35 protein-coding genes and 2 tRNA genes are annotated in these 25,607 nt (G+C 49.6%); all 37 read right to left on the reverse strand.

Going from position 1 to position 25,607, the window contains the following annotated elements:
- Positions 1-27: 27 nt before the first annotated feature.
- Positions 28-504 carry a phage tail tube protein gene (locus tag WMO66_RS10760; protein WP_187031852.1) on the reverse strand — a complete coding sequence of 159 codons (477 nt, stop codon included), beginning with the start codon at positions 502-504 and terminating at the stop codon, positions 28-30.
- A gap of 15 nt (positions 505-519) precedes the next feature.
- Positions 520-1,836, reverse strand: coding sequence for a phage tail sheath C-terminal domain-containing protein (locus tag WMO66_RS10765; RefSeq protein ID WP_349136478.1), 1,317 nt, complete (start codon positions 1,834-1,836; stop codon positions 520-522).
- An 11-nt stretch (positions 1,837-1,847) separates the two neighbouring features.
- Entirely contained in the window at positions 1,848-2,042 is a 195-nt protein-coding gene (locus tag WMO66_RS10770; protein ID WP_349136479.1) for a hypothetical protein, read from the reverse strand.
- Positions 2,043-2,046: 4 nt separating this feature from the next.
- Complete coding sequence (locus WMO66_RS10775; RefSeq protein WP_349136480.1) at positions 2,047-2,475, reverse strand: phage tail terminator family protein; 429 nt, start codon at positions 2,473-2,475, stop codon at positions 2,047-2,049.
- Positions 2,472-2,966 (reverse strand): HK97 gp10 family phage protein, encoded by a 495-nt coding sequence (locus tag WMO66_RS10780; protein ID WP_349136481.1) that lies wholly within the window; start codon positions 2,964-2,966, stop codon positions 2,472-2,474. The genes WMO66_RS10775 and WMO66_RS10780 overlap by 4 nt, the downstream gene beginning before the upstream one ends.
- Positions 2,966-3,337 (reverse strand): hypothetical protein, encoded by a 372-nt coding sequence (locus WMO66_RS10785; RefSeq protein WP_349136482.1) that lies wholly within the window; start codon positions 3,335-3,337, stop codon positions 2,966-2,968. Before WMO66_RS10785 ends, WMO66_RS10780 begins: the two co-directional genes overlap by 1 nt.
- Positions 3,331-3,711, reverse strand: coding sequence for a head-tail connector protein (locus tag WMO66_RS10790; protein WP_349136483.1), 381 nt, complete (start codon positions 3,709-3,711; stop codon positions 3,331-3,333). The genes WMO66_RS10785 and WMO66_RS10790 overlap by 7 nt, the downstream gene beginning before the upstream one ends.
- Positions 3,712-3,729: 18 nt before the next feature.
- Positions 3,730-4,650, reverse strand: a complete 921-nt coding sequence (locus tag WMO66_RS10795; protein WP_349136484.1) for a hypothetical protein — start codon at positions 4,648-4,650, stop codon at positions 3,730-3,732.
- Positions 4,650-5,276 carry a phage scaffolding protein gene (locus WMO66_RS10800; RefSeq protein WP_349136485.1) on the reverse strand — a complete coding sequence of 209 codons (627 nt, stop codon included), beginning with the start codon at positions 5,274-5,276 and terminating at the stop codon, positions 4,650-4,652. Before WMO66_RS10800 ends, WMO66_RS10795 begins: the two co-directional genes overlap by 1 nt.
- Before the next feature lie 138 nt (positions 5,277-5,414).
- A complete protein-coding gene (locus WMO66_RS10805) occupies positions 5,415-5,579 on the reverse strand; it encodes a hypothetical protein (RefSeq protein WP_349136486.1) in 165 nt (54 codons plus the stop codon).
- A 14-nt stretch (positions 5,580-5,593) separates the two neighbouring features.
- Complete coding sequence (locus WMO66_RS10810; protein WP_349136487.1) at positions 5,594-7,483, reverse strand: minor capsid protein; 1,890 nt, start codon at positions 7,481-7,483, stop codon at positions 5,594-5,596.
- Positions 7,484-7,508: 25 nt separating this feature from the next.
- Positions 7,509-7,594 (reverse strand) — tRNA-Leu (locus tag WMO66_RS10815).
- A 67-nt stretch (positions 7,595-7,661) separates the two neighbouring features.
- Positions 7,662-7,736: transfer RNA gene (locus WMO66_RS10820), tRNA-Glu, on the reverse strand.
- 102 nt (positions 7,737-7,838) lie between these two features.
- A complete protein-coding gene (locus tag WMO66_RS10825; protein WP_349136488.1) occupies positions 7,839-9,323 on the reverse strand; it encodes a phage portal protein in 1,485 nt (494 codons plus the stop codon).
- 87 nt (positions 9,324-9,410) lie between these two features.
- Entirely contained in the window at positions 9,411-10,742 is a 1,332-nt protein-coding gene (locus WMO66_RS10830; protein WP_178849064.1) for a PBSX family phage terminase large subunit, read from the reverse strand.
- Positions 10,723-11,145 carry a terminase small subunit gene (locus WMO66_RS10835; RefSeq protein WP_097791510.1) on the reverse strand — a complete coding sequence of 141 codons (423 nt, stop codon included), beginning with the start codon at positions 11,143-11,145 and terminating at the stop codon, positions 10,723-10,725. Before WMO66_RS10835 ends, WMO66_RS10830 begins: the two co-directional genes overlap by 20 nt.
- Positions 11,146-11,214: 69 nt before the next feature.
- Positions 11,215-11,712, reverse strand: coding sequence for a DUF1492 domain-containing protein (locus WMO66_RS10840; RefSeq protein WP_179859467.1), 498 nt, complete (start codon positions 11,710-11,712; stop codon positions 11,215-11,217).
- A 290-nt stretch (positions 11,713-12,002) separates the two neighbouring features.
- On the reverse strand, positions 12,003-12,191 hold the full coding sequence (locus WMO66_RS10845; protein ID WP_097791508.1) for a hypothetical protein: 189 nt from the start codon (positions 12,189-12,191) through the stop codon (positions 12,003-12,005).
- Positions 12,188-12,394: a hypothetical protein gene (locus WMO66_RS10850; protein WP_216572464.1), complete on the reverse strand. Its 207-nt coding sequence runs from the start codon at positions 12,392-12,394 to the stop codon at positions 12,188-12,190. The genes WMO66_RS10845 and WMO66_RS10850 overlap by 4 nt, the downstream gene beginning before the upstream one ends.
- Positions 12,387-12,734, reverse strand: a complete 348-nt coding sequence (locus WMO66_RS10855; RefSeq protein ID WP_349136489.1) for a hypothetical protein — start codon at positions 12,732-12,734, stop codon at positions 12,387-12,389. Before WMO66_RS10855 ends, WMO66_RS10850 begins: the two co-directional genes overlap by 8 nt.
- The gene (gene thyX, locus WMO66_RS10860) at positions 12,721-13,362 is read right to left on the reverse strand and encodes an FAD-dependent thymidylate synthase (protein WP_349136490.1); all 642 of its coding nucleotides are present in this window, start codon (positions 13,360-13,362) and stop codon (positions 12,721-12,723) included. Before thyX ends, WMO66_RS10855 begins: the two co-directional genes overlap by 14 nt.
- A 5-nt stretch (positions 13,363-13,367) precedes the next feature.
- Entirely contained in the window at positions 13,368-13,700 is a 333-nt protein-coding gene (locus WMO66_RS10865; RefSeq protein ID WP_349136491.1) for a nucleoside triphosphate pyrophosphohydrolase family protein, read from the reverse strand.
- On the reverse strand, positions 13,690-13,995 hold the full coding sequence (locus WMO66_RS10870) for a DUF1599 domain-containing protein (RefSeq protein WP_349136492.1): 306 nt from the start codon (positions 13,993-13,995) through the stop codon (positions 13,690-13,692). Before WMO66_RS10870 ends, WMO66_RS10865 begins: the two co-directional genes overlap by 11 nt.
- Complete coding sequence (locus tag WMO66_RS10875) at positions 13,985-14,767, reverse strand: DNA-methyltransferase (RefSeq protein ID WP_349136493.1); 783 nt, start codon at positions 14,765-14,767, stop codon at positions 13,985-13,987. Before WMO66_RS10875 ends, WMO66_RS10870 begins: the two co-directional genes overlap by 11 nt.
- A gap of 3 nt (positions 14,768-14,770) precedes the next feature.
- Positions 14,771-16,660, reverse strand: coding sequence for a phage/plasmid primase, P4 family (locus WMO66_RS10880; protein ID WP_349136494.1), 1,890 nt, complete (start codon positions 16,658-16,660; stop codon positions 14,771-14,773).
- A gap of 37 nt (positions 16,661-16,697) precedes the next feature.
- Positions 16,698-18,500 (reverse strand): hypothetical protein, encoded by a 1,803-nt coding sequence (locus WMO66_RS10885; protein ID WP_349136495.1) that lies wholly within the window; start codon positions 18,498-18,500, stop codon positions 16,698-16,700.
- A gap of 172 nt (positions 18,501-18,672) precedes the next feature.
- A complete protein-coding gene (locus WMO66_RS10890; protein WP_349136496.1) occupies positions 18,673-19,143 on the reverse strand; it encodes a DUF669 domain-containing protein in 471 nt (156 codons plus the stop codon).
- Positions 19,144-19,171: 28 nt separating this feature from the next.
- Positions 19,172-19,558: a hypothetical protein gene (locus tag WMO66_RS10895; RefSeq protein WP_187031824.1), complete on the reverse strand. Its 387-nt coding sequence runs from the start codon at positions 19,556-19,558 to the stop codon at positions 19,172-19,174.
- A gap of 13 nt (positions 19,559-19,571) precedes the next feature.
- Complete coding sequence (locus WMO66_RS10900; protein WP_187031822.1) at positions 19,572-19,907, reverse strand: hypothetical protein; 336 nt, start codon at positions 19,905-19,907, stop codon at positions 19,572-19,574.
- Positions 19,907-21,892: an AAA family ATPase gene (locus WMO66_RS10905; RefSeq protein ID WP_349136497.1), complete on the reverse strand. Its 1,986-nt coding sequence runs from the start codon at positions 21,890-21,892 to the stop codon at positions 19,907-19,909. Before WMO66_RS10905 ends, WMO66_RS10900 begins: the two co-directional genes overlap by 1 nt.
- Entirely contained in the window at positions 21,814-22,230 is a 417-nt protein-coding gene (locus WMO66_RS10910; RefSeq protein WP_349136498.1) for a VRR-NUC domain-containing protein, read from the reverse strand. Before WMO66_RS10910 ends, WMO66_RS10905 begins: the two co-directional genes overlap by 79 nt.
- A 4-nt stretch (positions 22,231-22,234) precedes the next feature.
- Positions 22,235-22,510, reverse strand: coding sequence for a hypothetical protein (locus WMO66_RS10915; protein WP_349136499.1), 276 nt, complete (start codon positions 22,508-22,510; stop codon positions 22,235-22,237).
- Complete coding sequence (locus WMO66_RS10920) at positions 22,497-22,904, reverse strand: hypothetical protein (protein WP_349136500.1); 408 nt, start codon at positions 22,902-22,904, stop codon at positions 22,497-22,499. The genes WMO66_RS10915 and WMO66_RS10920 overlap by 14 nt, the downstream gene beginning before the upstream one ends.
- Complete coding sequence (locus WMO66_RS10925) at positions 22,901-23,347, reverse strand: siphovirus Gp157 family protein (protein WP_349136501.1); 447 nt, start codon at positions 23,345-23,347, stop codon at positions 22,901-22,903. Before WMO66_RS10925 ends, WMO66_RS10920 begins: the two co-directional genes overlap by 4 nt.
- Entirely contained in the window at positions 23,344-23,925 is a 582-nt protein-coding gene (locus WMO66_RS10930) for a 3D domain-containing protein (protein WP_349136502.1), read from the reverse strand. The genes WMO66_RS10925 and WMO66_RS10930 overlap by 4 nt, the downstream gene beginning before the upstream one ends.
- Positions 23,873-25,231 carry an SNF2-related protein gene (locus tag WMO66_RS10935; protein WP_349136503.1) on the reverse strand — a complete coding sequence of 453 codons (1,359 nt, stop codon included), beginning with the start codon at positions 25,229-25,231 and terminating at the stop codon, positions 23,873-23,875. The genes WMO66_RS10930 and WMO66_RS10935 overlap by 53 nt, the downstream gene beginning before the upstream one ends.
- Positions 25,228-25,596 carry a hypothetical protein gene (locus WMO66_RS10940; RefSeq protein ID WP_349136504.1) on the reverse strand — a complete coding sequence of 123 codons (369 nt, stop codon included), beginning with the start codon at positions 25,594-25,596 and terminating at the stop codon, positions 25,228-25,230. Before WMO66_RS10940 ends, WMO66_RS10935 begins: the two co-directional genes overlap by 4 nt.
- Positions 25,597-25,607: the final 11 nt, after the last annotated feature.

The raw sequence follows: 25,607 nt of genomic DNA on the forward strand, positions 1-25,607 counted from the left end.
TACCGAAGTAAGGCCGGGGCGCTCTGCTTACTGCATACCGGCCAAAAGGCTGAAGGTTTCGGGCATCTCGAAATCTTCAAAGGTGAAGTCCATATCTTCATCCAAGTATTCCGCATCAGCATCAAACTTGGCAAGCAAGCCGCCATCCATATTGCAATCCTTCAGGATCACGGTCTGACGGCCCACGGAAGAAGTGGGATCTTCATTTGTCACCTGAATGTCAAAATAGACATCCTCGCCGGTGTCCTTATAACGCTTCATCAGCTCACGGAAGATGGAAGTGTTATAGTGGAAGGTGGCGGAACCCGTACCCTTCCAGCCGGTGGCCTTATTGCCCTTGCCGGTCTTGCCCAAAATGGGAACTTCCGTTTTGTTCTTCTCAAAGTTGGCTTCAAGGTTGATAGCCTGCATGAAGTTGTAACGGTTATCCCCGATGGTCACGAAACATTCAGCCAAGGAAGCGGAAACAGCATCCTTGGCGTTCATGATGGTTCTATCTGCCATGATGGTTGTACCTCCTTACTGAACATAGACGGTCATATAAAGCTGTTCCATAGCGTTCACGGGGGTCACATAATCAGTAACCACCACGGATTTCTTGGTATCGCCCTTTTCAACCGTCACATTTTCGCCGCTGAAGTTCTCAATGGCCCGAATATCCTGAAGTTCCGTGTGGTGCTTCACAATATCGTTCCAAAGGGAAATCCGGCCAGCGGCATCATTGGGAACCTTGCCAAGATACTTCTTGCCGAACAGAACGGCAATATCATTGGCGATCTGATCCAAAACTCGGATCGTCTGGTTGCTGGAAAAATCGCTGGACTTTTCATCCGTGATGGAAATGAAGCTGTTAATGTCAGTCAGGACACACACCGCTTCATCCACACGATGGAACATGAAGGAACCTTCCTTGATCCCGTTTTCAAGCTGGGTCTGCGTGAAATCGGTGTCCACATCGTATTCACCATCATAGGTCATGTTGGTGGCGCTCTTATTGACCGCCGTGCCGCCGATCACACCCGTAACCCAAGGGATCAGGGCGGTGGAAGTCTTGTCGGAAGTCAGGCCGTTCTTGACGCTCACAACGCCTTCATAGTCGGCCAGCTTGCGGAAAAGAACCACCTGAAACTTCTTGCCCACATCATCACGCATACGCTTTGCGAAAGCCGCAAACAGGGCGGTGATGGTGGCCTTGCTCTCGGTGCAACCCATAGCGTTGAAGGTGTACGCTTCCGCCTGATCAAGATAGGTCTGATAGTCGGAATCGGCCACGGTGCCATTGGTGCCGCCCGTCAGGGGCAAGGAAGCGGTCAAGGAAAGGGTTCCGCTGGACTTCCAATCCAGATAGTCATTGGCCTTCAGGCCGGTGATAGCGGCCACACCTTCCTGAAGATCAACCTGAACGGTTCCCAAGAAGGTTTCCACATCGAACAGGGGCTTCTGTTCGGTGCTGTTTTCATTGGCCGTGATCACAACCCGAAGATCATTGCCACGGGTGCCGGGGTATTTGGCCGTTGCGTAGGTGTTGGACGCTTTCACGCCGCTGGAACCAAGGCGGAAGAAATGAACGGTCTTGGCGTGAAGGAAGATTTCACGCATGGGCTTCAGTTCATCCGCCGTGTACGCATAGCCGAAAATCTTCTGACTGTTCTTGATGAAGTCAGCCTGTTCCACCGTGAAAATCTTGCCTTCAGGCCCCCAATTCATGGCAAGGGGGATGGTGACAATGCCACGGTCAGAAAGGGTGGCGCTTGCCTGCGCCACAGAAATGAAGTTGATATATGCACCGGGCAGAACCTTGTTCTGCACCAAGAAGGTGCCGCCGCCAAGGGCCATATTAGTTCACCTTACCTTTCATAAAAATCTTTGATCAGCCCATCAATCTGATCATGGGTGTATTCCTTCCCATCTTCCAAAAGGATAGACAGCAGATCACGCCGGTTGGCGTAACGCCTGAAGGTCAACACTTTTTCTTTGGGGAATACCACCGGGGCCGTGATGGGCGGTTCCTGTGCGGTGGTGGCTTTCTTTCTGGTAGCCATTCAATCACCCTTTCTTTGGCTCCACATCCACATCCAAGGTTTCCATTGGGGTTTCCTCGGACGGGCGGGATAGTGTCAGATTGAAGTTGACGAAGAAGTGAAGAACCCCATCTTCAACTTCATAACTCATGGAAGTTCCGTGAAGCACATCCCCATTGGGAAGGGTGATGAACTCCAAACATTCCATCAAATTCCCGGCCATAGTGAACAATTCAGCGTTGTTTCTCCCGCTGGTGGGAAAATAGTGAACATCCAGCGGATTCCGGTTCATGAACCGGTTCTTTTGCAACGGGGAAATGTCAGGCTTCAGAACGGCAATGAAAAAACAGGGTTCTTTGAAGCCCTGTTCCACATCATTCTGATAGATTTTGTACCCGGCCCCAAAGGTGGCGTTCAGCTTCATGGAAACACCTTTGATGATTTCATTGATCAACTGAACACCCCCTTCAAGGCTTCATACAACATATCATTCAGGATGGACGGGGCCAAGGTTTTCACTTCCTGTTCGGAAATCGTCAGCATGAACCGCCCCTTCACCCAACTTGCCTTCAGGGTCTTACCCAAGGCGGGAACATAGCGCCCCGGCGTTTGCCGGTGGCCGTATTCCACATAGGACGCATATTCCAAGTTGTTGATGATGGTCACGGTGTACTGATCCCCATGTTTTTCAATGGGAAGGATCGTCCACGCATCACGCAAGGAACCCCCGCTGTAACCGGCCCAATATTCCTGCTTGGCTTCATCCGTGGCATAGGACGGAACCACGCCAACCGGGGTTCTTTTCTTCACCTTGTTCAGAAGAATTTGGGCAACCTTCTTGGCGGCATCCCGGCAAAGCCGATCCATGTCAACTTCCGAAAGCTGTTGAAGGCGTTCATCCAGCTTCTTCAGTTCCCGGTAATCACACCGGCCCCATCTTGCCATCAAGCCCACCCCCTGAAGGGTTCAAGCATGATTTCTTGATGGTTGGAGAAAACGCCCGGTTCACCGGAACGGGAATAGGTGAAGGTTCGTTCCACATCATTTGGCCGGGTGACAATGATCTTGCATCCTGCGGGAACCTTCACATCCGGGGAAAGGAACAGCTTCACCACCTGTTGGGCGGTTGCCACTTCATCCCCATTGGTTGAAGTTAATGTTTCAAAAGACAACTTGCACGGCTGATCCTGAAGAAGCGGCTTTTCTTCAGAATCCGTCAGGTGGGTGACAGGATCGGTGACTTCCTCACGAATGAAGATAGAACACCGATCCTTCCACAACCGTTCCAAGGCGGTTCGCACGGCCTTATTCACCATACCAACCGCCTATAACGGTAGATTTCACCAATGCGCCCGTTGATCAGATAATCAATCAGGCTGTTCAACCTCTGTTCAGGGGTTGAACTACCTTCACCAAGGGCAAAGGTAATGTTGGTGTCACCTTCCTGAATGGATTTCACCGCCGCATCCAAATCAAACCCTTCAAGCTGTCCAGAACACTTCTTCATGTTCAGGTATTCGCCCACGGCCATAGAAACGGCCAGACTTTCCAACCCCTCCGGGATTTCGGAAAGGTTGGAAAGATTTTTGATCCGCCATTGAACATTGGTCAAAACCATATCCAACAACGGATCATCAGCGGCCCCCGCCACGCCAAGGGCCGTTAGCATTGCAACCGCTTTATCACGCAACGGGGTTCACCGCCTTTCTTACGCCGCCGTGATTTCGTACCAACCCTTGGTCTTGGGGTTGTCACCGGAACCGGGCGTGACCTTCACATAGCCGATACCGGAAGCGGCGTAATAGGTCTTGTCGCTGGAAACCGTGGTGTCAGCGGTGACAGCGGCGGAACCGGTGATGATCTTCACCGCCTTGGCTTCATTGGTCATAGCCGCAAGGTAATACTTGCGGGAATAAACCGTGTTGCGGCGGATGTTGCCTTCACGCTCCTGTTCCACTTCCGTACCCTTCTTATTGAACAGGGTAACAGCTTCCTTGGTGGCAATGACCACCTTGCCGGTTTCGGCGTTCTTCTTGGTGTAGATGTTGATACCGCCCACGGTGCCAACATAGCCCTGCTTGGCGTATGCTTCCACATACTTCAGATCGTCCTTCAGGGCCTTACGAAGTTTCGCCATATCAGCGGGGTTGACGAAGCCGAAGATGGTCACACCTTCAAGGTTTTCCAGATTCAGCATGGCCGCACCATCCACAAAGGCATCAAAGCCAAGGGCGGTGGTCACGATGGTCATGGTGGCCTCGTTGAAAGCGCCGAAAATGTCAGCGTTCACGGTGTTGAACATATCCGTACCAGCGTGACGGGTGCCGGTGGTGATCACCATGGGATCGGTCATGGCTTCCTCGTCATAATACTGGAAGCGGTTCTGTGCCATCTGAATCCGGTATTCCTTTTCGGTGTAACCGGCTTCAATGGTCTTGGTGTTGCCAACACCCATAGCCAGCTTTTCGGTGCCATCGGTGGCCTTGTACTTGTGAATCTTGCGAACCATACCAGCAACGCCGGTCAGGTTGTTGTCCACGGTGCAAAACTGCTGAAGATCAAGGTGGCTCTGGTACTGATCTTCAATTTCGTTGGACAGGAAAAAGTTATCGTAGCAAGTGTTTGCCATTACTCATTACCTCCATAAAGTTCTTTGTATTCGTCAGGATGGTTGACGGAATAATTGTAGCGGTCAATAGGGGTCATGGCCTTCAGCTTTTCAAGGGTCATGCCGCCTTCAGCGCCATCACCCTTTTCAGCGGATTTGGCCCCCTTGAACTTGGTGCCGGTGGACTTCTCAAAAAGAAAAGCCGTGTCCTTGCCTTCCACCAGCTTCTTGACTTCATCATCAAGGCCCTTGACGGTTCCATCCTCCGCCAATTCAGCCTTACCGATGAAATCAACCAACAGCGCCTTAACAGCGGTGTTGTTCTTGGCCTTGGCTCCGGTCAATGCCATATCAACGGCGTTGCCAATCTTCAATGCCTTCATTTCGGCTTCATGGGCCTTCTTCTGGTTGGCGTTATCGGTCTGAAGCTGGGTAATCTGATCCTGAAGCGCCTTGGTGTCGCCTGTGGACTTCTTCAGCGTTTCAAGCTGGGTGTCACGCTCTTTGATCGTGTTCTTTGCGTTGGTCAGTTCGGTGTTGACCTCATTGAAGCGGCTTTTGGTGACGAAGGAACCGTTTAGGCCCTCCATGACCTTGTTGGCCTGTTCCTCGGTCAAGCCCCATTCCAGCAGTTTTTCCTTTGTCATAGTGATAACCTCCAAATCCTTTTTTACCGTGGGTTAGGAACCACGATTTCATTTAGATTTCTGTTTACCGCCCACAAATCCAAAACGGCGATGGTATGAAAAAACCACCACCGGCCAAAGGCCGGGGTGGTCAGATCATCAATATAGGGATTTTTCATCCAGTTCAGGTGGTCGGTAAGGGGTTCCCTTATCCAAACAATCTTGAATAATGGCTTCCACTTCCGCTTCCTCGACACCCATCAGGGCGAACAGGGGGAAGTTCTCATGAAATCGTTCAAGATATTGTTCAATCAGTTCAGCCATTTTCAACACCCCTTTCACGGCTGATTTGCAATCACCTTCAACATATCTTCATACATGGCATAGGACTTGGGAAGATATTTCTTGATTGTTGCCAAACTTTCCGGGGAAGTCATGGTTGCGGAAGTCATTTCCGCAAAGGCTTCAGTTCCAAGGCCCCAATCAATCCCGTTGTAAGTTCGGGTTGTCCAGTAGGAACCACCACCATGACCAATGCCACAGCGGATTTTTCCACGGGTGGCCCCTTCCAATATATCAGAAAGATCACCGTACTGCAATGGGGTCAATGCCTTCACTTCCGCTTGAACGGCGGCATAGGCATAAGATTTTTTTGCCTTGAACCCACCATACTTGATGTAATAATCAGCGGTAGTTTGCGACATCCAGCCTTTTTGTACCCAATACGGGAAATCATCTTTATGGGCCTTCATGTCAGCAAGAACCCGATCCACCCAATCATTCACTTCATCCTTGATGGTTTGGGGAAAAGCCCCGCCCTTGTAAGTAGAAGAAAAATGCCATTGACCATTCGGGGTTCCAAGCTGTGCCGCAAGCCCATCAATAGCATGGCCGCTTTCATGGAAGGTGGTTGCGTAAGGGGCGCTCCAAGAACGGCCTTTAGAATCGGCATCAATATTCACATAAATATTTTTGCCTTGGCAATATGCGCCGCCTTGATGGTCAGCCTTTGCAACCTTGATTTGGTTTTCATACTTATCCCAAGCGGCCTGAAGGTCAGAACTTTGGCAAGCGTCCACACGATCACGAATCTGATCATAATGGTCTTTGCCGAACTTCTTTCCAAACTCGGTGTTGTAGTCACGAAGCGTTTTGGCAACACCGGCCCCGGTTGCAACGGTCAAGCCAGCCTTGGAACCGCCGTTCACGAAGGTCTGAACCCAATCAGCATATTTCATGTTGGCGGGAACATAGTACACATCCCCATCAGCGTTCCGGGCGGCTCTTTCTCCGGCATACTTGGGATCAATGGCCGGGGCCGTAGTTCCTCGACAGTTGGGATGGAACGGCGGCACGGTCACACCGGGTTCATATTGGGAAATGGGGATCACCTTACCATCAAGCCCACCACAAATGGAACAGGTATGGGAATCCAGCGTTTCAATGATTTCCACCATTTCAACATCCAAATCCTTGTAACATTCCTTGGTGGCAACGGCGTTGAAATAGGTGGTTTCAGTATTAACCAACCGCCCCGCCTTATACCGATGAACCCCGAACTGCTTCTGAATGGCTGTGGTGATCTTGGATGGGGAATCACCCCGAAGAAGCCCTTGCGTCAGGCTCTTACTGACCGAACCCACCAGATCATTCTTGTTCAGCCAACAGCGATCCCGGAAGGTTCGCCCGTCCGTTGTCCAAGGCTTTGAAAGCAAGGTTTCAAGTTTCTTCTGATCCAGCCCGGTAATATCCCAACCAAGGCCCACACCCTTCTGAACCTCAAAAGCCGTGTGGGTATAGCCATTGCCCACAACCTTCTTCAATAGGGCATCCAGACTATCAACCTGATTGCCGTACAGCAATTCAAGCTGTTGCTGAATACCTGTCTGAACAGCTTCAAGGCGGGAAATGTGGAACCGGGCAGACGCATTTTCCAGCTTCTTCAGCCATGCCGCATCCAACCCGGCCTGTTCACCGATCTTGATATACTGTTCAACGCTCCAATGAAATTCTTCAAGCTGTCCAGCGGTCAGCCATTTCCGGGCATCGGTCAGGCTGATTTGGTTGTTCACCGCAAAACGGGCATACCAGCTTTCAATTTCCTTCTGAACGGAACGCTGTGCATCCAAATACAATTCTTCCATGCCCTGAATAGTCTTTTGGGCTTCTCTGTGGGCGCTGTCCTCCAAGATGGAAAACCGCCCACGCCAATAATCCGCATTTCTCATGGGCCGTTCCTCCAATCCTGAAAAATGGTGCTGAAGGTGGGATTTGAACCCACACGCCTTGCGGCAACGGATTTTGAATCCGCCGTGTCTGCCTATTCCATCCACTTCAGCAAATAAGACTTCCCCATCAGGGCTGAAGGCCCCGCAAGCATTTTCAGCCAAGTCCAACAGGGAAGCATGGTAGCCCGTGCCGGGATCGAACCGGCGTTACCGCCGTGAAAGGGCGGTGTCTTAACCGCTTGACTAACGGGCCATGATGGGCCGGGGAAGGGAATTTCACCCTTTGGCGGGTAGGAGTAATAGCACCCCGCCACACTCAAGGTCTGCCCCGGCATATATTGTGAAACGGCGGGGGTTATTCACCCTCGCCATTGTCACCTTTGTTCTGGTTGTCGGTCTGGAAGGCCCCGGCGTATTCCTGTGCCTGTTCCATTGCTTCATCCTTTTCCTTACGCAACCGGGCCAGCTCCACTTCAACATCCGTAACCCACGGGTGCTGTTCCACAATGGTTTCCGTGGACAGAATACCAACGGACTTGGAACAGTTTTCAATGGATTCCGTTTCATTGATTAGAATGTCACGGTTGAACACGATCTGAAGTTCAGCGCCTTCATAATCGCCCAAGCCCCTGTTGCTGAAATCCTGATTGATGAACCACAACAGTTCTTCAAAGGCCGCTTGGAACTCGGTTTCCATGCCGTTTGCGTCAAGGTCAATGTCAGAATACATGGATTGAATGTTCATTTGATTGGGGTTGCCACTCAAACGATCATCCTTGGCATCGTAACCACGGGCATTTTCAATCAAGGACTTCTTCAGAAGTTCCAAAATGCCCTTGTAGTTCTCTGCATTGATTTCAACCTGAAGGGTTTCAACCCCGCCATCCTCACGAACCTTCACGGCTCCATAGGTGGAAAGGTTGTGGCGGAACTCACCAAGATTTTCACCATCATAGTTCTTCAGAACCAGAATGGTGTTCCGTGCGTCCTCTTGCATATTGTTTTCAAAGTCGGAAATCATGGTGTTGATTCCGTCCTGAAGGGTTTTCACACGGCGGATCAGGGGGATTTCCTGTTTGTTATACTTGAAGGGAACCAGCGGAATCCTTGTCCAGTTGAACCCCTTGGGTTCTTGGCCTTCTTCCTCAACCATGAAATAGTTTTCGTGTTCACCGGCTTCCACATCGGCAATCAGCATATCATTTTGATAGATATACCGGTAAATGCCATCGGCTTTGAAGATTTCCACCTTCTCCACCTTTTCCTTCTGGTAGCCGTTCCACACTTCTTGGGTGTAGTAACGAATCGCACAATCAAGGATGGTGTGATCATCGTCAGCCCAAAAAGGAAGAATGTCATAGGCCGGGAAATGCTTGAAGGACAATTCACCAGCTTCATTGTAGTAAGGATAAAGCCAACCAAGGCCACCGTTCAGGGCATCTTCACAAACATATTTCAGAAGCCGGTAAAACCGTTTGTTGAAAACCTTGCCCAAAGCATCCGTGTAACCCTTATCCTGACAGTTCAGGGTGAAGGGCTTGCCCACAAGGTAGTTGGTTTTCTGATCCACCATCAGGGCATATTGGTTATCAATCAGGCGGTTGTTCGGAAGGTTCGTCACCACCTGAAGTTGACCGTTTTCACCAATGATTGTGCGCTGACGCTGAAGAATGTCATGCTGTCCTTCATAGTACAGATCACCTATAACCTGATCCTTGCGGCGCTGACTATTCTTCCATTCCTTGATTTCAGCGGCGAAGAACTGATTTTCAGTCATGCCGGTTCGCCCACCCTGAAGGATCAGGCGGTTGATACGCTCCATAGCGTTATCCAGAAACATATTCACTTACCGCCTTTCTTCATTGCTTAATAAACGCAAACACACGGAAACCGTGCGTTTTTCGTGTGTTTTGTTACTATCATGTTATTAGTCGAAGCTGAAGGCGGGGCCAACCAACATATCTTCCAGCCCGTAACGCATAGCGTCCATAAGGTGGTTGAAATCATCAATGGGAACATTGATCTTGGCCCCGAACTTATCTTCTGCCCATGTGTAGTTTGAAATCTCTGTGATGAAGTTCACGCATCGGGGATGAACAATGATGGTGTAACCCTGAATGTACTGGATTCCGTTGTTCACGCTGTCCTTGCCCTTCCGGGCGGCTCTGATACGATGAAGGCCAGCATCCCGCAATTCATCAATGCTCTTGGGTTCGGCACAATCGGCCTTGATCCGTTCCTTGCCGTAGCCCATGCCGGTGATCCGGTCACAGATTGCCCGGTTTGTCAGAGCCTTTTCATACAGTTCATCAAAAACCCAAATGGTTCTTTCCTTCTCACTCACCAGCCCACAGAACAGGGCCGTGGGATCGTTGGTATAACCGAAGTCAAGGCCGAAGGCGCTTTTCACATCAGGCTTCTTGGAAATAGCCAGATAATCAAAGGCTTCTTCCCGCCAATTATCGAAAATCAGGCCATCCACAATGCCCCAACCCCCAAGGCCAGCCACCTTGTAACGGCGGGGGTTGTTTTCCTTCATGGTGTTGAACACCTTCAAATCCGCCGTGTCCAGCCATTCATTACACAGGTAATTGGTGGTTGTGGCGTAAATCTGCCCATCCGGGCTGATCCAGCTATCATGAAACTTGTATGTGGGGTTCCCTTGGGCATCCTTGCCGGTGATCTCCCCGAAGAAGCGTTTCCTGATCCAATGCTTTTCGTTCCACGGGTTGAATGTCAGCGTGATTTGCTTGAACAGGCCGGTTTCTTCCGGGATAGCACCACGAATGGATTCATCCAGCATATCAAAATCAGCTTCATTCATGATTTCGTATGCTTCTTCAATCCAGCACCAGCACAAAAACCCTATTTCAACCGTAATTGAAGTAACCTTCAGGGGATCATCAAGGCCCCGAAAGTAAATCTTCTGACCGGTGGGAAGGTAGGTCATTTCAAGGGGGCTTTCTTTGATTTCCCAATAGGCTGAAACCCCAAGGCGGTTGATTGCCCATTTCAGTTCGGTGAAACAGGAATCTTTCAAGGTTCTGAACACCTTGCGAACCACAAGGGTATTGGCTTCCGGGTATTGCATCATCCGTTTGATGATGTTCAGGGCCGTTGTCTTGGATTTCTTGGAAGCACGGCTTCCCTTACACACCCGGTAACGGCCTTTGAAGTTCCAGAAGGTTCCGTAACCCTTACCAACCACTTCAGGAAGGTGAACCCGCTTGGCCTGTGGGCTAATCTTCAAGTTGATCATCCCCCGTGATAATCACCGGAACGGCCCTTTCCACACCTACCTTGTCCGTGAACATACCATAACGCTTGCCAATCAGTTCAGCGGCCTTCAGCCTTTCCTTGGCTCCAACCTCTTTCTGTGTCAACTCTTGGCAACCGTCACCGCAAAGAATCGGGATTTCTTCAGTATGTTCACCCCGCATCACCGAAGTCAGGTATTTCATGACTTCTTCAGCGTCAGCGATCTTGGCCGAATGAAGTTTTTCAAGTTCAGTTTCGATGTACGCTTTCAAGTCAGGTTTTGCAAGGTTTTCAGAACCCGTTTGCTTTGCGGTCTTGGGCGAATACCCCGCCTTGATTGCCGCATCCGTAGCATTGCCGCTGATCAGGTATTCATCACAGAACTTCCGCTGTCTTGGTGTCACAGGTATTCACCCCTTTCATCAGGCATAGAAAAAGCGCCCCGGTTTCCCGTAGGCGCAATTTCTTATTTACTATTCTACCGATTCTTTACTCTGTTTGGAACCGGTGGCACTCTGGTTTTCTCGGTTGTTTAGAAAGTCGCTGTTTGCCTTGGCAAAAGCAAGTAAACCCTTTCCGTGAAGTTCAAAAACCCATTGCATAGAATAATTCAGTTCTTCAGAAATATCTTCCCATTTTTTCAACTGAATATAGCGCCCGATCAGAATATTTTGCTGATCAAGGTCAGGAATCCGGTTGATCATGGTGAACGCTTCCTGTTTCATGCTCACAAGTTCATCAATCCGGGCATTGATCTTGGCTTCAAGATCAATAATCTTGGTGATGGTTTCTTCAAGGGTATTCTTGGGGCCTGAAGTCTGAACCTTGTCCTGTTTCAGTTGGCTTCCGGTAGAAGTCAAGCTGGAACGCAAGGTTGCAATGGTACTATCAAGCCGATGGATCAAACGATCCGTTTTCCTGATTTGGGCAAAGTATTCTTTGGCCTGTTGGGAAAGGTCTTTGTCATTCACTATGTAACACATCCTTTCTGGAATAAATGTTGAAGGGCATCAAACGCCGGTATTTCAAGGGCTTTCGGAAAATCCTTCAACATTCAAGATCAGAAATGCCTTCTTCACTATTATTACATTCTTCATATACTATATATTTTTTCTTCTAAATAATTGAAGTAATCTGTTGAATGTTGAATGTTGAAGGATTTCACAGAAAATCAAGGTATTGCAAGGGTTTCAGGGCCTTCAACATCATTCCACATATTATTGAAGGCCGCTATTCCAACCCCTACTGAAGAAGCACCTGTTCAGGCGTTCCGGTTGTTCCACTTCTCCAACTGCTCACCCCTCAACGCCAACGCTTCCAAGAAGCAACCGTTCTTAGGGTGAACATAGAAAGTTCTGAACGGAATATCCGCATATTTCTTTGCAAGCGGGTTCAGCCGGTTTTCCTGAACCAAATCAGCCCCGCAAAAAGGACACGGCTTATTTTTCATCGGTATTCCCTCCCGGTCTTACGGTCTTTGATTTCAATGCGGTTCAGAAGTTCAAACCCCGCCAAACGGGTGATGTACTTCAGGACGAAGATCAGGGTGTTCACCCGCTTCTGCTGTTCATCCTCGTCACGGATGATATTCTTTGTGCCGTGGTAGGCTGTCGGATCGTGATACCCTTCAGCATTTTCCCAAGGTTTAGGCATCGGTTTTCCCTCCTTCTTCTCTGTACCATTCTTCAATGTCACACCCAATGTCCTTCAGCTTTTTACGGGCCAACCACCCATCATCGGCTTGTTCCATCAGGTAATGTTCCCGTAGCTTCAAGGTTTCGGCATAGAACAGCTTCCACGCCAGCTTCAGGCGCTTTGGGCCAAAGCCAAATTGGGTGTGAAGCATCCACAGGATGGATGATTCTTTGTCCATGTCAAAGGCCCGATCATTTTCCACAATCTGTTTCTTGATTTCCTGATCCAAGGCCCGTTCTTCAGCTTTGTTGAACTGAACGGCGAAGATTTTACCACCGGACTTCTTAAACATCGGCATGGTATTCACTCCAAATATCATCGAAGCAAACCGGAATCAGGGCGTGAACCTTGTCCAACAGGATCAGGGCCACTTCCCGCATCTGCGGGTGTGCGGCGGGTGAACAGCGCAACTTCAGGAAATGCCGCCATTCACGAATGTTGGCCGTCATGACCACTTCCGTTTTCAGGCTGTTGGGCAGAACGGAACGGGCTTCTTGCGGGGTGGCTCCTGATTTCAACAAAGAAAAATAGCATTGTTCAGAGATCAGACAAGCGTTTTTCCATGCCCAATACAAATCAGAACCTTCAGGCCAGAAGCAAGGTTCAATCACCGTGATTTCCTCACCGAACTTGCCCTTGCCGTAGTTGCAATAGCGGGTGGATTCCTGACAGTAAGAAGCCATCCGGTGGCGGACGATCTCATGAGAAACCCCACGATCACAAATGAACTTCACCGTGAAGGAACAATGTTCCAAAACCGCTTCATGCCCACGCTTGATGATCCCGGCAACGAACTTTTCAGCGGAACCTTCCGTGATTTTGTCCTCGGACTTGTAGCAGACACGGCCACATTGTTCCAGCCGCTTCAGAATAGTGGCCCCATCAATCGGGGTGATGAACTGCACATCAGGCTTGATAATTTTCATTTTCTTCAACCTCCCAATTCATTCCGGTGCTGTGACCGGTAAGGATCGAACCCTTCAGGGTAACGCTGTTCCAGCTTTTTCAAGTTTTCTTCCATGACCGTATCAAGGTCAGAACCAATAGCATCACACAGAACGGCCAAATACCAAGCCACATCACCAAGTTCTTCAATCATGTGGCGCTTATCCAGTTCATGGCCGTGGAAGAAATGCTTCTTCACCTGTTCGGCCACTTCACCGGCTTCACCGCAAAGGCCCAAGGCACATTCCAGCTTCAGCCGATCCATGTTGGAACGGTCAGCGGTTCGCAAGGAATCCCGCATATAACGGTTAGCGTTCATCGGCGTGTTCCTCCGCTTTCTGATCGTCCAATTCAAGAACGGTCATAATGGCGTAATTGGCAAGGTCAATCAGGGTATCACGGATAGATTCATCCTTTACTTCCTGAACCCCGGATTTGGTCAGGCTCTTAAACCGGGCCAGCTTATCCCCAAGTCTGATCCGGGGCATTGCCATTCCTTCTTCCGTGAAGGTCTGGTGAAAGCTATCGCCATAGTCATGATTTTTCATGGCATACAAGGCATTGATTTCCTTGCAAATATCGGCATGGCGTTCCGTTTTGGTTTTAGGTAACATTGAAATCATCCTTTCTGTTCGGAATCATTTTTTCCTTGGCGGCTATGTAGAAGTTTTTATCCACTTCAAACCCATAGGCGTTTCGGCCTAATTCATAAGCGGCACGAAGGGTTGTTCCGCTTCCGGCAACAGGATCAATAACCACATCCCCCGGATCGGTAAACACTTCAATCAACCGCTTCAGCACACCAACCGGCTTTTGGGTGGGGTGGATTTTGGGATACTCCTTCCGGTTGTCCCGTTCCCAAGTGAACCAGTTGAAAACCATGTGCTTGTTTCCGTCAGGGCCAATGTTTCGGAACTTGGGAAGTTTATCCCGATACAGCACCACCGCAAATTCTGTGGCACCAACAATCTTCATGTTGGCCTTCAGAACTTGGGCGGAATAGTTCTTTGTAAAGAACAGCGGGTAAGACTTTTCAAACCCATATTTCTTCCCGTAGTCAATGACGGTTTGCATCTGCTCAAAGGCACAGAACACAATCATAGCCGGGGCCTGTCCTTTCTCCTTTGGTTCCTTCCGAAGAAGGCGGTTGCAGAAGTGCATATATTCCGCAATCTTGAAGGTGCCATCCGTATGAAAGAAGCTGGATTTTGCCAACTTACTTTCCCCGTTCTTGTTGTCGCCGCCCTGATACCACATAGGATTACTTGCGTAAGCATCAACCCCGATATTATAGGGAATATCAGCAATGACAAGTTGGGCTTTGGGAATATTGTACCTTTTGAAATTTTGAAAATTATCATGGTACAGTTCAATTTTAGTATCCATTGGTTATTCCTCACTTTCTTCTACAAACACCCGGCATTTCCCAAGGCGGCTGATCCACTTATCCACAATCACCAACCCACAACGCTTGGTGATCTGTCTGGAAAACTCGATGTTGGAAAGGGCTTGGAAGTTGTTTGCAATGCAATATTCCTTATACTTCCGGTAAACCGTCTTGGTAGGCTCATTCACAATGCAATCCAGCCCAATTTCTTTGATGAACCCAATAATGGGATTGTTGTTTTCCTCGTATTCGTCCAACTGCCCCTGAACTCTGCTGGATGTGGTGAACTGTGCGTTCCCAAGAACCCGCTTCAACCCCTGAAGGCCAAGCAAGGCCAGATATTCCATTGAACCCTGTTCACACAGTTCATCCTTGATGAACGGGCGGAAGTCAGCATCGTTGGGGGTAAACTTGGCATCGAAGGGAACAATCACCAAACGCCGCTGAACGGCTCCGGTTTTGTCCTTGATACGGGGAATATTGTTGGCGCTGAACAGGAACTTGGAATAATTGTTGAACTCAAAGGGGTCTTGGCCCTTGCGCTCCACATTCACCCGATCACCTGTGACCAGTTTTTTGAACACAGAAGCATTGGCAATAAATTCATCACCAATATCATCACCGATGTTCGCCAGCTTGCCGAACAGTTCAGCGGTTTTGAACCTATCACCCAATTCCTTCAGGTCAAGGGAAGCAATGTTCTGATCTCCAAGAAGGTTCTTCACCACATGAAGGAAGGTGGATTTGCCGTTGCTCTTATCGCCAATCAGGATGAAGGCTTTGCCAAGTTCGTTGCGGCGGTACATACAATAGCCCACCATTTCTTCCAGCAAGGCCCGAACTTCAGGATCATCACAGGCCAGCCGGTTCAGGGTATGATCCAACAGATCATCATGGGCGGCGGGGTTGTACGGCCACGGGATTTTGTTTGTAATGACCACATCCGGGGTGAACTCTTTGAAGGAACCATCCCGGATATTGTAAAGGCCGTTGCTGAAAGCAATGATATTCGGGTTGGTGGCCTTGGTGTTTTCCTCAATCATGATTTCCAGATAGGACAGGACTTCCGAACGCCATGCCCGTTTCAGGTTGCTGATCAACTTGATCATGGCCCCTTCAATCTCACCGGCACCGGAAACATAGATACCATCCTTGTAAATGTGAAGCTGGTTATTGATCTTCACAATATGGTTGTTGTTCTTCAGGTAGGTGGCGAACTTATCAAACAGGAAGGTTTTATCCCGGAAGAAGGATGTTTTCTTGAAAGCATCATCCCGAAGGATCACATCAAGTTCCTTGTCGGAAAGGGGCTTCTTCAGCACATAACGGTTAATCAGCCTGATACATTCACGGGCTTCTTCCTTGGTGAAATCGTCACTCTGAAGGGTCAGAATGTAGTTGAACAGGGTTTGGTTCCGCCCATCACCTTCCCCAAGGTTCGGGAAATCATAGTTGCTTTTCACTGGGGTCAGCCACTTGGGAAGTTCCTGAATCTCCCCTTCAGGGAAGTCATACAGAATGGGCCGTTCCACGCCACCGGACTTCAAGATTTCATAGCTGTTATTGGCTCCAACCTTTCCATCCGTGGTGATACCCACGGCCAAGGTGCATTTCGTCCAGCTTTTTTTAACACCACAGTTCTTGAACAAGAAGTGTTTTCCCCGTGTGGTGGCGTACACTCTGCACTTCAGTTCTAAATCCTGAACAATTCTGAACAAAAGTTCAGATGTTTCCGCATCGTCCACATCAATCAGGATGGTTTCTTCCCCAAGAATACCGGCGTATTCATCAAGGTTTTGGACTTCAGAACGGGTTTTCAGTTTTTCAACGCCTTTGAACTTTTCAAGGCATTGTTTGTTTCTGGTAGGCACATAGCCCCTAAACAGTTCCATGCTTCAACGCTCCCCCCCCCCTGAAAGGTTTTATTGTTCATCGCTCCACCCCGAAATCTTTCAACCGATCCCAAGCAACATCAATGTAATATTGCTTGTCCAGTTCATCCGGGATAGGAAGGTTGGTCACATCATCATTGATGAAGAAACAATGATCCGGGGTGTTGCCGAACTTTTCAGGGTTCTTTTCCCGGCCCTTGACGATTTTCCCGGAAACCTTGAAGATTCCGCCCTTGCTCTGATCTTTGGAAGCGAACACCCGGAAGGTTTTATCCGTCTGAACCTCACCGCCGCTGAAGCGGGTAATTTTCTTGGAACGGCCTTTTTCATCCCTGATCTTGGCTTCCGTAATCACCGGGGAATAAAGGGCATATTTGTACTTGCTGGACACCTTCACAACCTTCTGAAAATCTCGAAGATCGGAACATTCCATGATGGTTGTTTCCGGGCTGATCCCCTGAAGGAAATAGTTCACAATGGCCCGGTTGACAATGGGAAGGTCATAATCCAGATCAGACAGCTTTTTGACATAGGCACCCTTGCACTTCCAGCGGGGTTTCCCTTTTTCGTCACGAAGCGGCCCGGAAGGAACAATGATGTAATTGTTCACATCCTTCTGATACACCTTTTGAAATTCATCAAATTCAAGGCGCATCCCGGTTCTTTGCTCCCACTCCCAACACAGATCGTCCAGCATTTCAAAATCTTCATACCGGCGAAGTTTGACCAAAATACCATCCGTGTTGCTCTGGATGATTTCACAATGATCTTCCAGCCGTTCAATCAAATCCAGAAGAAGAAGCTGACCGCCCACACAAACATTGTTGGCTTGCCGGGGGTCATACATGGCATTGTGCTTATCCTTCATAGCTCCATAGGTGCTGTTCAGAACAATCTTGTAAGGCTGTTGCATGGGGTTCTTTTCCGCCTTCAGCTTCAGGCGGGTGTGGTAGATTTCCGCATACTTGGAAGGATCGTGAACATTGCGGGAAAGCCACTTATAAACCAGCATCAAAGACGGGTAATAGGAAGCCACATCCACATTGACAAACCAACCTTCCCCGTGATATTTGGGAATGGCCCCGTGAAGGCCACCCCAAGCGAACACATGGGGAACCCCGGCCACATCCAGTTCAAGGGTTTTGGAATAATCACGGTTCAAGGGGTTCTTGTACCAATTCAAAACTTCCGTGTATTTTTCGATCCGCAAGCTGGGCGGGAACTCAATTTCAAATTCATCATTGTGTTCCCGTTGAACGGCCCCAAGGATTTTGGCGGAAAGCTGTGCTTTGGTGCGGCCAATGTCAGAAATGGGAAGGTGGAACGCCTTCACAAGTGACATTTGGGCATCAAATTCATCTTCCTTCCGCCGTAACCACACTTCCACCGTCTGTTCCACATCATGGCGGCAATATTTGACCGTTTCGGCCAACTCTGCTTCAGTCAAAGGCCGGTCAATGTCGAAGGGAACAGAAGTTTCTTTAATGGAATGGCCCATGAACGCTTCCAGCGCCTTTAGGCTGATTGGCGGGTTCGGCATCACATCATAATTGATCAGCGGGTATTCCCTGAACAGGCTTGAATATCTGTAACCGGGTTTATCCTCTGCAATGATCCAATCATTCACAGGCTTTGGATCAAACCCACACAGAATGGCCTTCAGGATGTACTGATCATAGTTCCGGGAATTGTAACCGGCCCAAATCACACCCTTGTGTTCCTCATAGAAGCGTTTCAGCTTGTCGGGATCGTTGATAATCACGGTTTCTTTTCGGGCGTTCAGGTCGATCAGGACAACCAGCCAGTCATACCGGAAAACCTCAAAATCATAGAAGATCATCAACTCACATCCTTTCAGCTTTTGTGAAATCGGTCAGCGTTTCCGCCTTATCAGCCCCGCCACGGGAAGGCTTTCACTTGGGGCCACTCCGGGGCTTTCGCCCCGGCTTGAAAGTGAACTTTCAAAAATGGTTGGTGTCCTAAAAGACACTTCCATTGTAAAAAATTTTGGGTCAGTTTTCAACCTCGAAAACTTCTTCAACGGTGATGGAATTGAAGCGGGAATCATCGTAGTCCACCGCATATTCCAAGTTTCCATCAATGGCTTCCGCCACATCAAGAACAAGCTGGGAAAACTGCTTGTAGCTGGTGAAGCTGACAGGAACACCGGAATCCAGCTTTTCAAGGAAGCCCATAGCGGAAGCGATCATGTTTTTGTCATTCTTGGTGCCGTAAAGGACACGGTTCATGAAAAGGCGCTGGTTCTTGAACTCACCGGACAGGATTTTGAAGGACACGGCCAGCATGGGACGGTTGGGATCGGCCTTGGTGCCTTTGATCTCCATGCTTTCCAGCTTCACTTCATACTTGCCAGCGGGGATGGTGGGGAAATCACCGCCGCCATTCTTCTTGGCATCCTCCACATCAGCCTGAAGGCCCTTCAGATCAACAGAACGATCAATCTTGTCAAAATCAATAGCCATAGTTTTTTACCTCCAAAAAATGTATTTATTAAATGGTTTTCAGAAGATCAGCCAACCCACCAAACAGGGTATCAAGCACCTTGGCCGCTTTGTCAGCCGTTTCCTTGGCCCTGTTCATGTTGTCAACTTCTTCTTTCGTAGGGGAAAAACCACCATCAGGAATGAACAGATCATCAGGAAGAACGGTGTTCAGCAGATGATCAAGGGCCGCATCCGCCATCACATCACAAAAATCTTCATGATGTTCAGCGTAATTCCGAATGGCGATCTTGGCGGCGGAACGATGAAGTTCGATCAGGGCTTCACCATCAGCACCGGGCGGGGGGGGGATCAGGTTGGCGCACACCTGAATCTTGCGGAACAGGCCACGCTTGTTCATTTCCTCTTTGAAATGGTTCAGGGCATCGTTTTTCATTTTGGGTTCCTCCTTATATTTGGTTGGAAATTATCTTTCCAATTTCCCTGACTGCATGGGCGATCTTCTCACGGTTTATCCGTTTTTCTTGAAGAACACCCGTGATAACTGCGGCTTCCGTCTGAATGTCCTGAAAGGCTCTGTGATTGCTTTCAAGGTCAGCTTCATAGGAAGCAAGGTCTGTGTTCTCACCGGCCTTGGCCGATCTGACTTCTTCATCAGCCTTTTCAGCGTATTCCCGGAAATACTTGGCCGCTTCATAACCCATGTATTTTTCAACCAGATATTCAAAATCACGGGCCTTGAAGATGGTTTCAGGCTTCCCGGCAATCATCAGCACATCAGCCATTATTCTTCACGCTTCTTCCGGGTACGGCGGGGCGGGTTAGCATCCGTCTTGGGTGCGGGTTCCTCTGCCTGTGCCTTGGGGCGATCCCACAGGGGGCAACCATCGGGGCCGCCTTCCTTGTGGCAACGGTGGCCAGCGTCAATGGACGGACAAAGGGGGATTTCCGGGTTCTGATCGTGCTGTCTGAAAATGCGTTCACCGTCCGGGCATTTGGGAAGATCGTTCCAAGGCGGGGTGTCACCGGTGGCCGGTTCATCAACAGGAACAGAATCATCCTTTTCACCGCCGCCCGGTGTCCAAGTTCCATCAGGATCACCACAAGCCGCCTTTGCCGCATCTTCAGCCGGATCATAGTTACCAGCCGGAGGCGGGGTTACAGTCTTGACCTTTCTGCCCCTTCTGCTGGGCGCTGTGGTGGGCGTGTCGGTGATTTCAGGTGCGGGGGTAGCCGGGGTATTGCCGCCACGCTTCACGGCTCCTGCGGCCTTCTGGTTGGCTTCCTCGTAGACTTCACAGAAAGCGTCATAGGTCAGCGGGATTTCCTTATCACGGACAGTCAAACGGCCACCGCCGAAGATCACTTCAGAAGTCTTGAAAGACAGCACCCGTTCATCATCGTCCGCCACGATACGGGCCACCAGATCAACCATACCGGCCACCTTGTTTGCCACCTTATCCTGAAGGTTCGGCTTGATGGAACTGATCTTATCGCCGCCCTTGCGGGTCAGGTCACGGCTTCTGTCCTCATGGCTGATCAGGATGATGTTTTCATAGTCCAGATTCACAAGCCGCTTCAGGGTGTTCAGGAACTCACTTCTGACCATATCCCACGCACGGAAGGAATCATCAGATTCATGCTTCCAGCCCTGACGGTCACAGATGTAAACCCGGCACGATTCATAAACATCTTCCAGAAGGTCAACCACGATGGTTCGGAAATCGTTCTGTTTCTTTTCCAGTTCGGCCACGGCATCCATGAACACTTCATAGGCCAACTTGCGCTTGGTGATACGGCCTTCCACCGTAACGGTGTCACGAATGGCGATATAGGGGGCATCCACAAACTTGATGTTGCCATCCGTGTTCAACATCAGGGGATCGGGGAACTGATTGGCAAAGAAGGTTTTGCCGCTGAAGGGTGCGCCGTAAAGCCACACAACCTTCTTCTTGGTGGCGTTCAGATCACGGCGTTCATTCTTGGGAAGTAACATATAATCCCATCCTTTCTGACAATATTCTTCATACTCACACCATCCACAAAAATGGTTTGGGTTCTTGGGAAAGTCTGTGGCTTCAACCATGTGCTTCACATCGGTCAGGAAGTCCACAATCTTCATGGGGTTGTACTGAACCGGCATCAGCGTTGGTTCAGCATCTTTCAAGGCCGCTTGCAAGCGGTCACGGAATTGGGAAAGGGTTTCGGTGCTTTTCTGCCTGATCTTGGGCTTTGGAACAATCAGGAAATACATATTTCTGATCCGGTGGCCGGGATGGGTCAGTTCATACCAATACTTGTATTCGTGAAGCTGACCGGAAACGGCGTAGTTCTTGGCGTTGTTAGAATACTTGAAATCGTACAAATCAAACGCTTCAAATTCATCCAAATCTTCACCGGTGATCAGCCCATCCAGCTTCAGGCCCTTCCCCACGGGAACCAGATAATCCATGAAGCCGATGAAATCAGCGTTCCCAATAGGCAATTCAAAGGTTCCGCCCGGTGGCAACATGGCCTTTGCCTTGGGGATCATTGCTTCCAGCTTCATCATTTCATGAATGTGATCATCCGTCAGAACCGGGAAGCTGTTCTTGTAGAAGTCAAGGGCTTGTTCAACCCCTTCTTCAATGCCGGTGTGAAGGGCGGTGCCAAGGATCAGGGCGTTGTCTGCATCCGTGTTCGGGATCGTGTCTATCCCTTCCACATATCGCAAGCGGTATTTGTATGGGCATCTATCAAAGACTTCAACCCGGCTGTGGGAAACTCGCATTGTTTCACCCCTTTCACAATAGTCTTGAAGGCTTCAAAGCCTTCCGGGTAAAGGATGAACCCGAACCCCTGTGAACCGTTGATTTGGGCCAAATTACGCTTCTGAAGCACAGATGGGGTTCCATCGGTGGCCTTCAGCTCCACTTCAAGGGCAATGCCCTTCACGGTGATCCGCATATCGGGAAGGCCGCTTTTCACATACCGGCTTCCACCCCAACGCTTTTCATAGAAGCCACAGGGCGGGGCGCTCATGCGGTCAACAGGTTCACCCAAGGGATATATCCCTTCAGCTTCCAGCCATTTCTTCAGGCGATTTTCAAAGTTTTTTTCACCGGCCATCGGCTCACCCCTCCAACATCTGAATCAGGCTGTGAATACCTCTGACTTGGGTGAAGCCCTGAATTTTACCCGTTCCAGCGTAGAATTGGAACAGTTTATCATCAGACTTCCGCCAACAATGGAAATGTCCGGTTTGCTCATTCTTCAGTTGATATTCAATGCCGTGGGCTTCAAACTGCTGAATGGCATAGGCGATCCGGTCGGGGTTCTTTGCAACCCGTTCTGAATGAACCTGTTTGGCATGATTTTTTAGGGCATCCCACACTTCATCCCTTGCCATCGGCCCCACCACCTTCCGCCAAATAGTCACACCATGCAAGGAAGGCACGGCGCAACGGGTTAGTGTTGCCATCATCGGCCCATCCTGCAAAGCCAATCCACCCATCCCGGTTGAAGCTGATACATTCACGCCGGGTGAAATAGTGGGCGTTCATGTAGATGTAACACTCGGTAATGTGGCCGTTGGTGGCCTTCTTCATGTCAACCCGTTTGCTCAAAGTCATGGTGACGGAAGTTTCACCGGCCTTATTGGATTTCTTCAATTCCTTCTGAAGCATCATACAAAGGATCAAAATATCACCTTCATCAATGCCGTCATAGGTCAGGCCCTTGGCGCTGAAATACTCCCGAAGTTCATTATTGGTGCAAACAGGTTCAAAGCCCCGGCAACTCATGACTTATCCCCTTTCAGGGTGATCTTCACATAACCGGCCTTGGCGGTGGTCTTGGAACACTCGGAAGCAATGTCCGGGTATTTCTTCTTCAGCTTGGCGGAATCAATGCTGGTGGCATTGGTGGGCTTCACAAGGGTAAGGTTCAGAACATCGGATTCAAACTTATCCACGCCGAACTTCACCATTGCTTCATACAGCTTGGCCTTCATTTCCTTTTCCTGATCCTCAATGGCCTTCTTGTGGGCGGTCAAGGAAGCAATGGCGTTCAGGGTGGCAAGCTGGGTGTTCTTGAACTCCTGAAGGGCCGTTTCTTCATCGAAGGTGGCCGAACCACAGGCGTTCGGGTTTTCCTGACAGGAATCAGGGCAAGTGTGGAACTCCGGGCATTTGTGGCAACACCCATCAAATTTTCCACGGGGGCAAGCATTTTCACATTTGATCATTTTTCGGGTTCTCCTTTCAGATAAACATTCAACTGCTTCAGGCCGAAAGCGGAAGCGGCTTCATGGTTGTCAAAATAAATGTCGATCTGGTTTTCACCGTATTTGTCAATCACCCATTGGGCGGGGCGATCCTGAACGATGTATTCACCCAAGCCTTCCACTTCCACCACGGTTCCCAAAGGAAGCGGGGAAGCACAGGAAACACCAGCCTTCAGTTCCACACCAGCGGCACCATACACAATGCCGTTGGGCCGGTTCTTGGCCCATTCGCCGCAACACTTTTCACAGGAACAATAGGCGGTAATTCTGAAACTGCCCAACAGCACCGGTTCAGGTTCGGCGGGTTCTTCCACCAGCGGGGTTTCCACCGGCTCCAAGGTCACATCCGGGATCACGGCGGTAAGCTGATCCGGTTCAATGGGGGCATCCGGGGCCTTGCTGTTGACAGCAGAACAGCGCCCAAATACAAACCCCATTGCAAGGCCCATCAGAAGGGCCACAAGGAACATCCGCCTGAACCGCTGGTTAAGGGCTTTGCGGCGCTGTTGCCGCTTGCTCATACTTTCTGAATAGTTCATCGGTATAGTCCTTTCTCATTTCCAAAGTAGAAAGAATATCTTCTTCAACCGTTCCCGGACAGATCATCAGGTAATAGAAGCAGGGCCGTTCTTGCCCAAGGCGGTGAATACGCTTTTGGGATTGCTCCCACAGTTCCGAACCTTGGGGAAGGCTGAAATAAATGATTTTGTTGGCAAGCTGGAAGTTGCCGCCCATTGCACCGGCCTGATACTGAATGAAGGTAATGCTGTTGTGCTGGTAGCGGTAAGCATCCAAGTTCTTTTCTTCACCGGAAAGAACAGACACAGGCCGGTTCAGGCCCTTGGCAATCCCCTTCAGGCGTTCCATTTCTTCCGTGAAGTTATAGAACACAATCAAGCGATCTTCCGTGCTGTTCACCAAATCCCGGAAGGCTTCATAACGGGCCGGGTTATATAGGCCGCAAAGCTGACGGGCGTAAAGGCGGCGGGTCAAACTGGTATCACCGATCAATTCCCGTTCACAATGGGCATTGGAACCGTAGAAATCCGCATCCAGTTCAAATTCACCAAGGTTGGCGCTGTCAATCGCAATATAGCGATCATTCCAGAACTTCCAATAAAGGGGTGAAGGGCGGGTTTTGACCTTGATCCAGTTCCGTTTTGGAAGGCTGATCCCGGCCTGTTCGGTAGTCATGAAAACGGCCCCATGTTCGGCCAGCTTCATCTTCAGCCGGTCAACATTCTTATAGCCGGTAATCTGTTGCCGCCAAAATCCATCGGTTTCAACCCATTCCGTTTGAATGTACTGCTTCCAGAACAGTTCCTTTGAAATCTTCCACCCCAACAGTTGGCATTGGCTCCACAGGTTTTCATACTTGCCGCCCGTGGGGGTGCCTGACAGAAGGATCACATTATCCGGTTTCAGCCCAAGAATGAACTTTGACCGTTTGGCGTTCTCGTTCTGGATCAGGGAACTTTCATCCAACATCAGCGTGAAGCCGGTCAGGGTTTTCAGCACATTCCGCCTGAAAGTCAGTTCGTAGTTGATCACGCCAATCATCAGGGTTGGAACTTCATGCTGAACCTGTTCAAAGAACCATTTGAAGGTTTTGGGGTTGGTCAGATCGAATACACAATTCCGGGTGTAGTAATCTTGAAAATGTTCAATCCAGTCTTGAACCTTTGAACATTGACACACCACCAGATTGATCCGCTTGTTCAGCTTCATCATTTTTTCGGAACCAACAAAGGTTTTCCCAAGGCCCATATCAAGGTAATAGGCCACCCGGTTCTTCCCCTCGGTTTCGTCAAGGGCCTGTTGTTGGTGCTGGAACAGCGTGATCATAGGGTTTCAGGGCCTTCAATCATGGAAAGGTAATTTTCCACATTCACACCACGGGAAAGAAGTTCGGCCTTCATAGCCATTCCCAAGGGGCTGTTCAGGGCGTAATCACTCACCTGCTCCGGGGAAAGGGAAGTGATGTTAAACAAGGACTGTTTCACCAACTCGGAATGACCGCCACCGAAGGGGTCAAAAGGGCAACAGTCAGGGGTGGCTTCAATGTCACGAACCACCATAGCCACCACCACGCCGGGGCGGTTCTTCAGCATCTTCACCGTGTTCAACAGGTGATCGGTTCCCATTTCTGCGGGGCGGAAAGCCTGTCCACCGGCTCCAATCCACAAGGTTCCATCAAATCTGGTTTTCATTGCTTTTACTC

The sequence above is a fragment of the Faecousia intestinalis genome, from assembly GCF_040096185.1.
GTDB lineage: Bacteria > Bacillota > Clostridia > Oscillospirales > Oscillospiraceae > JAZOXB01.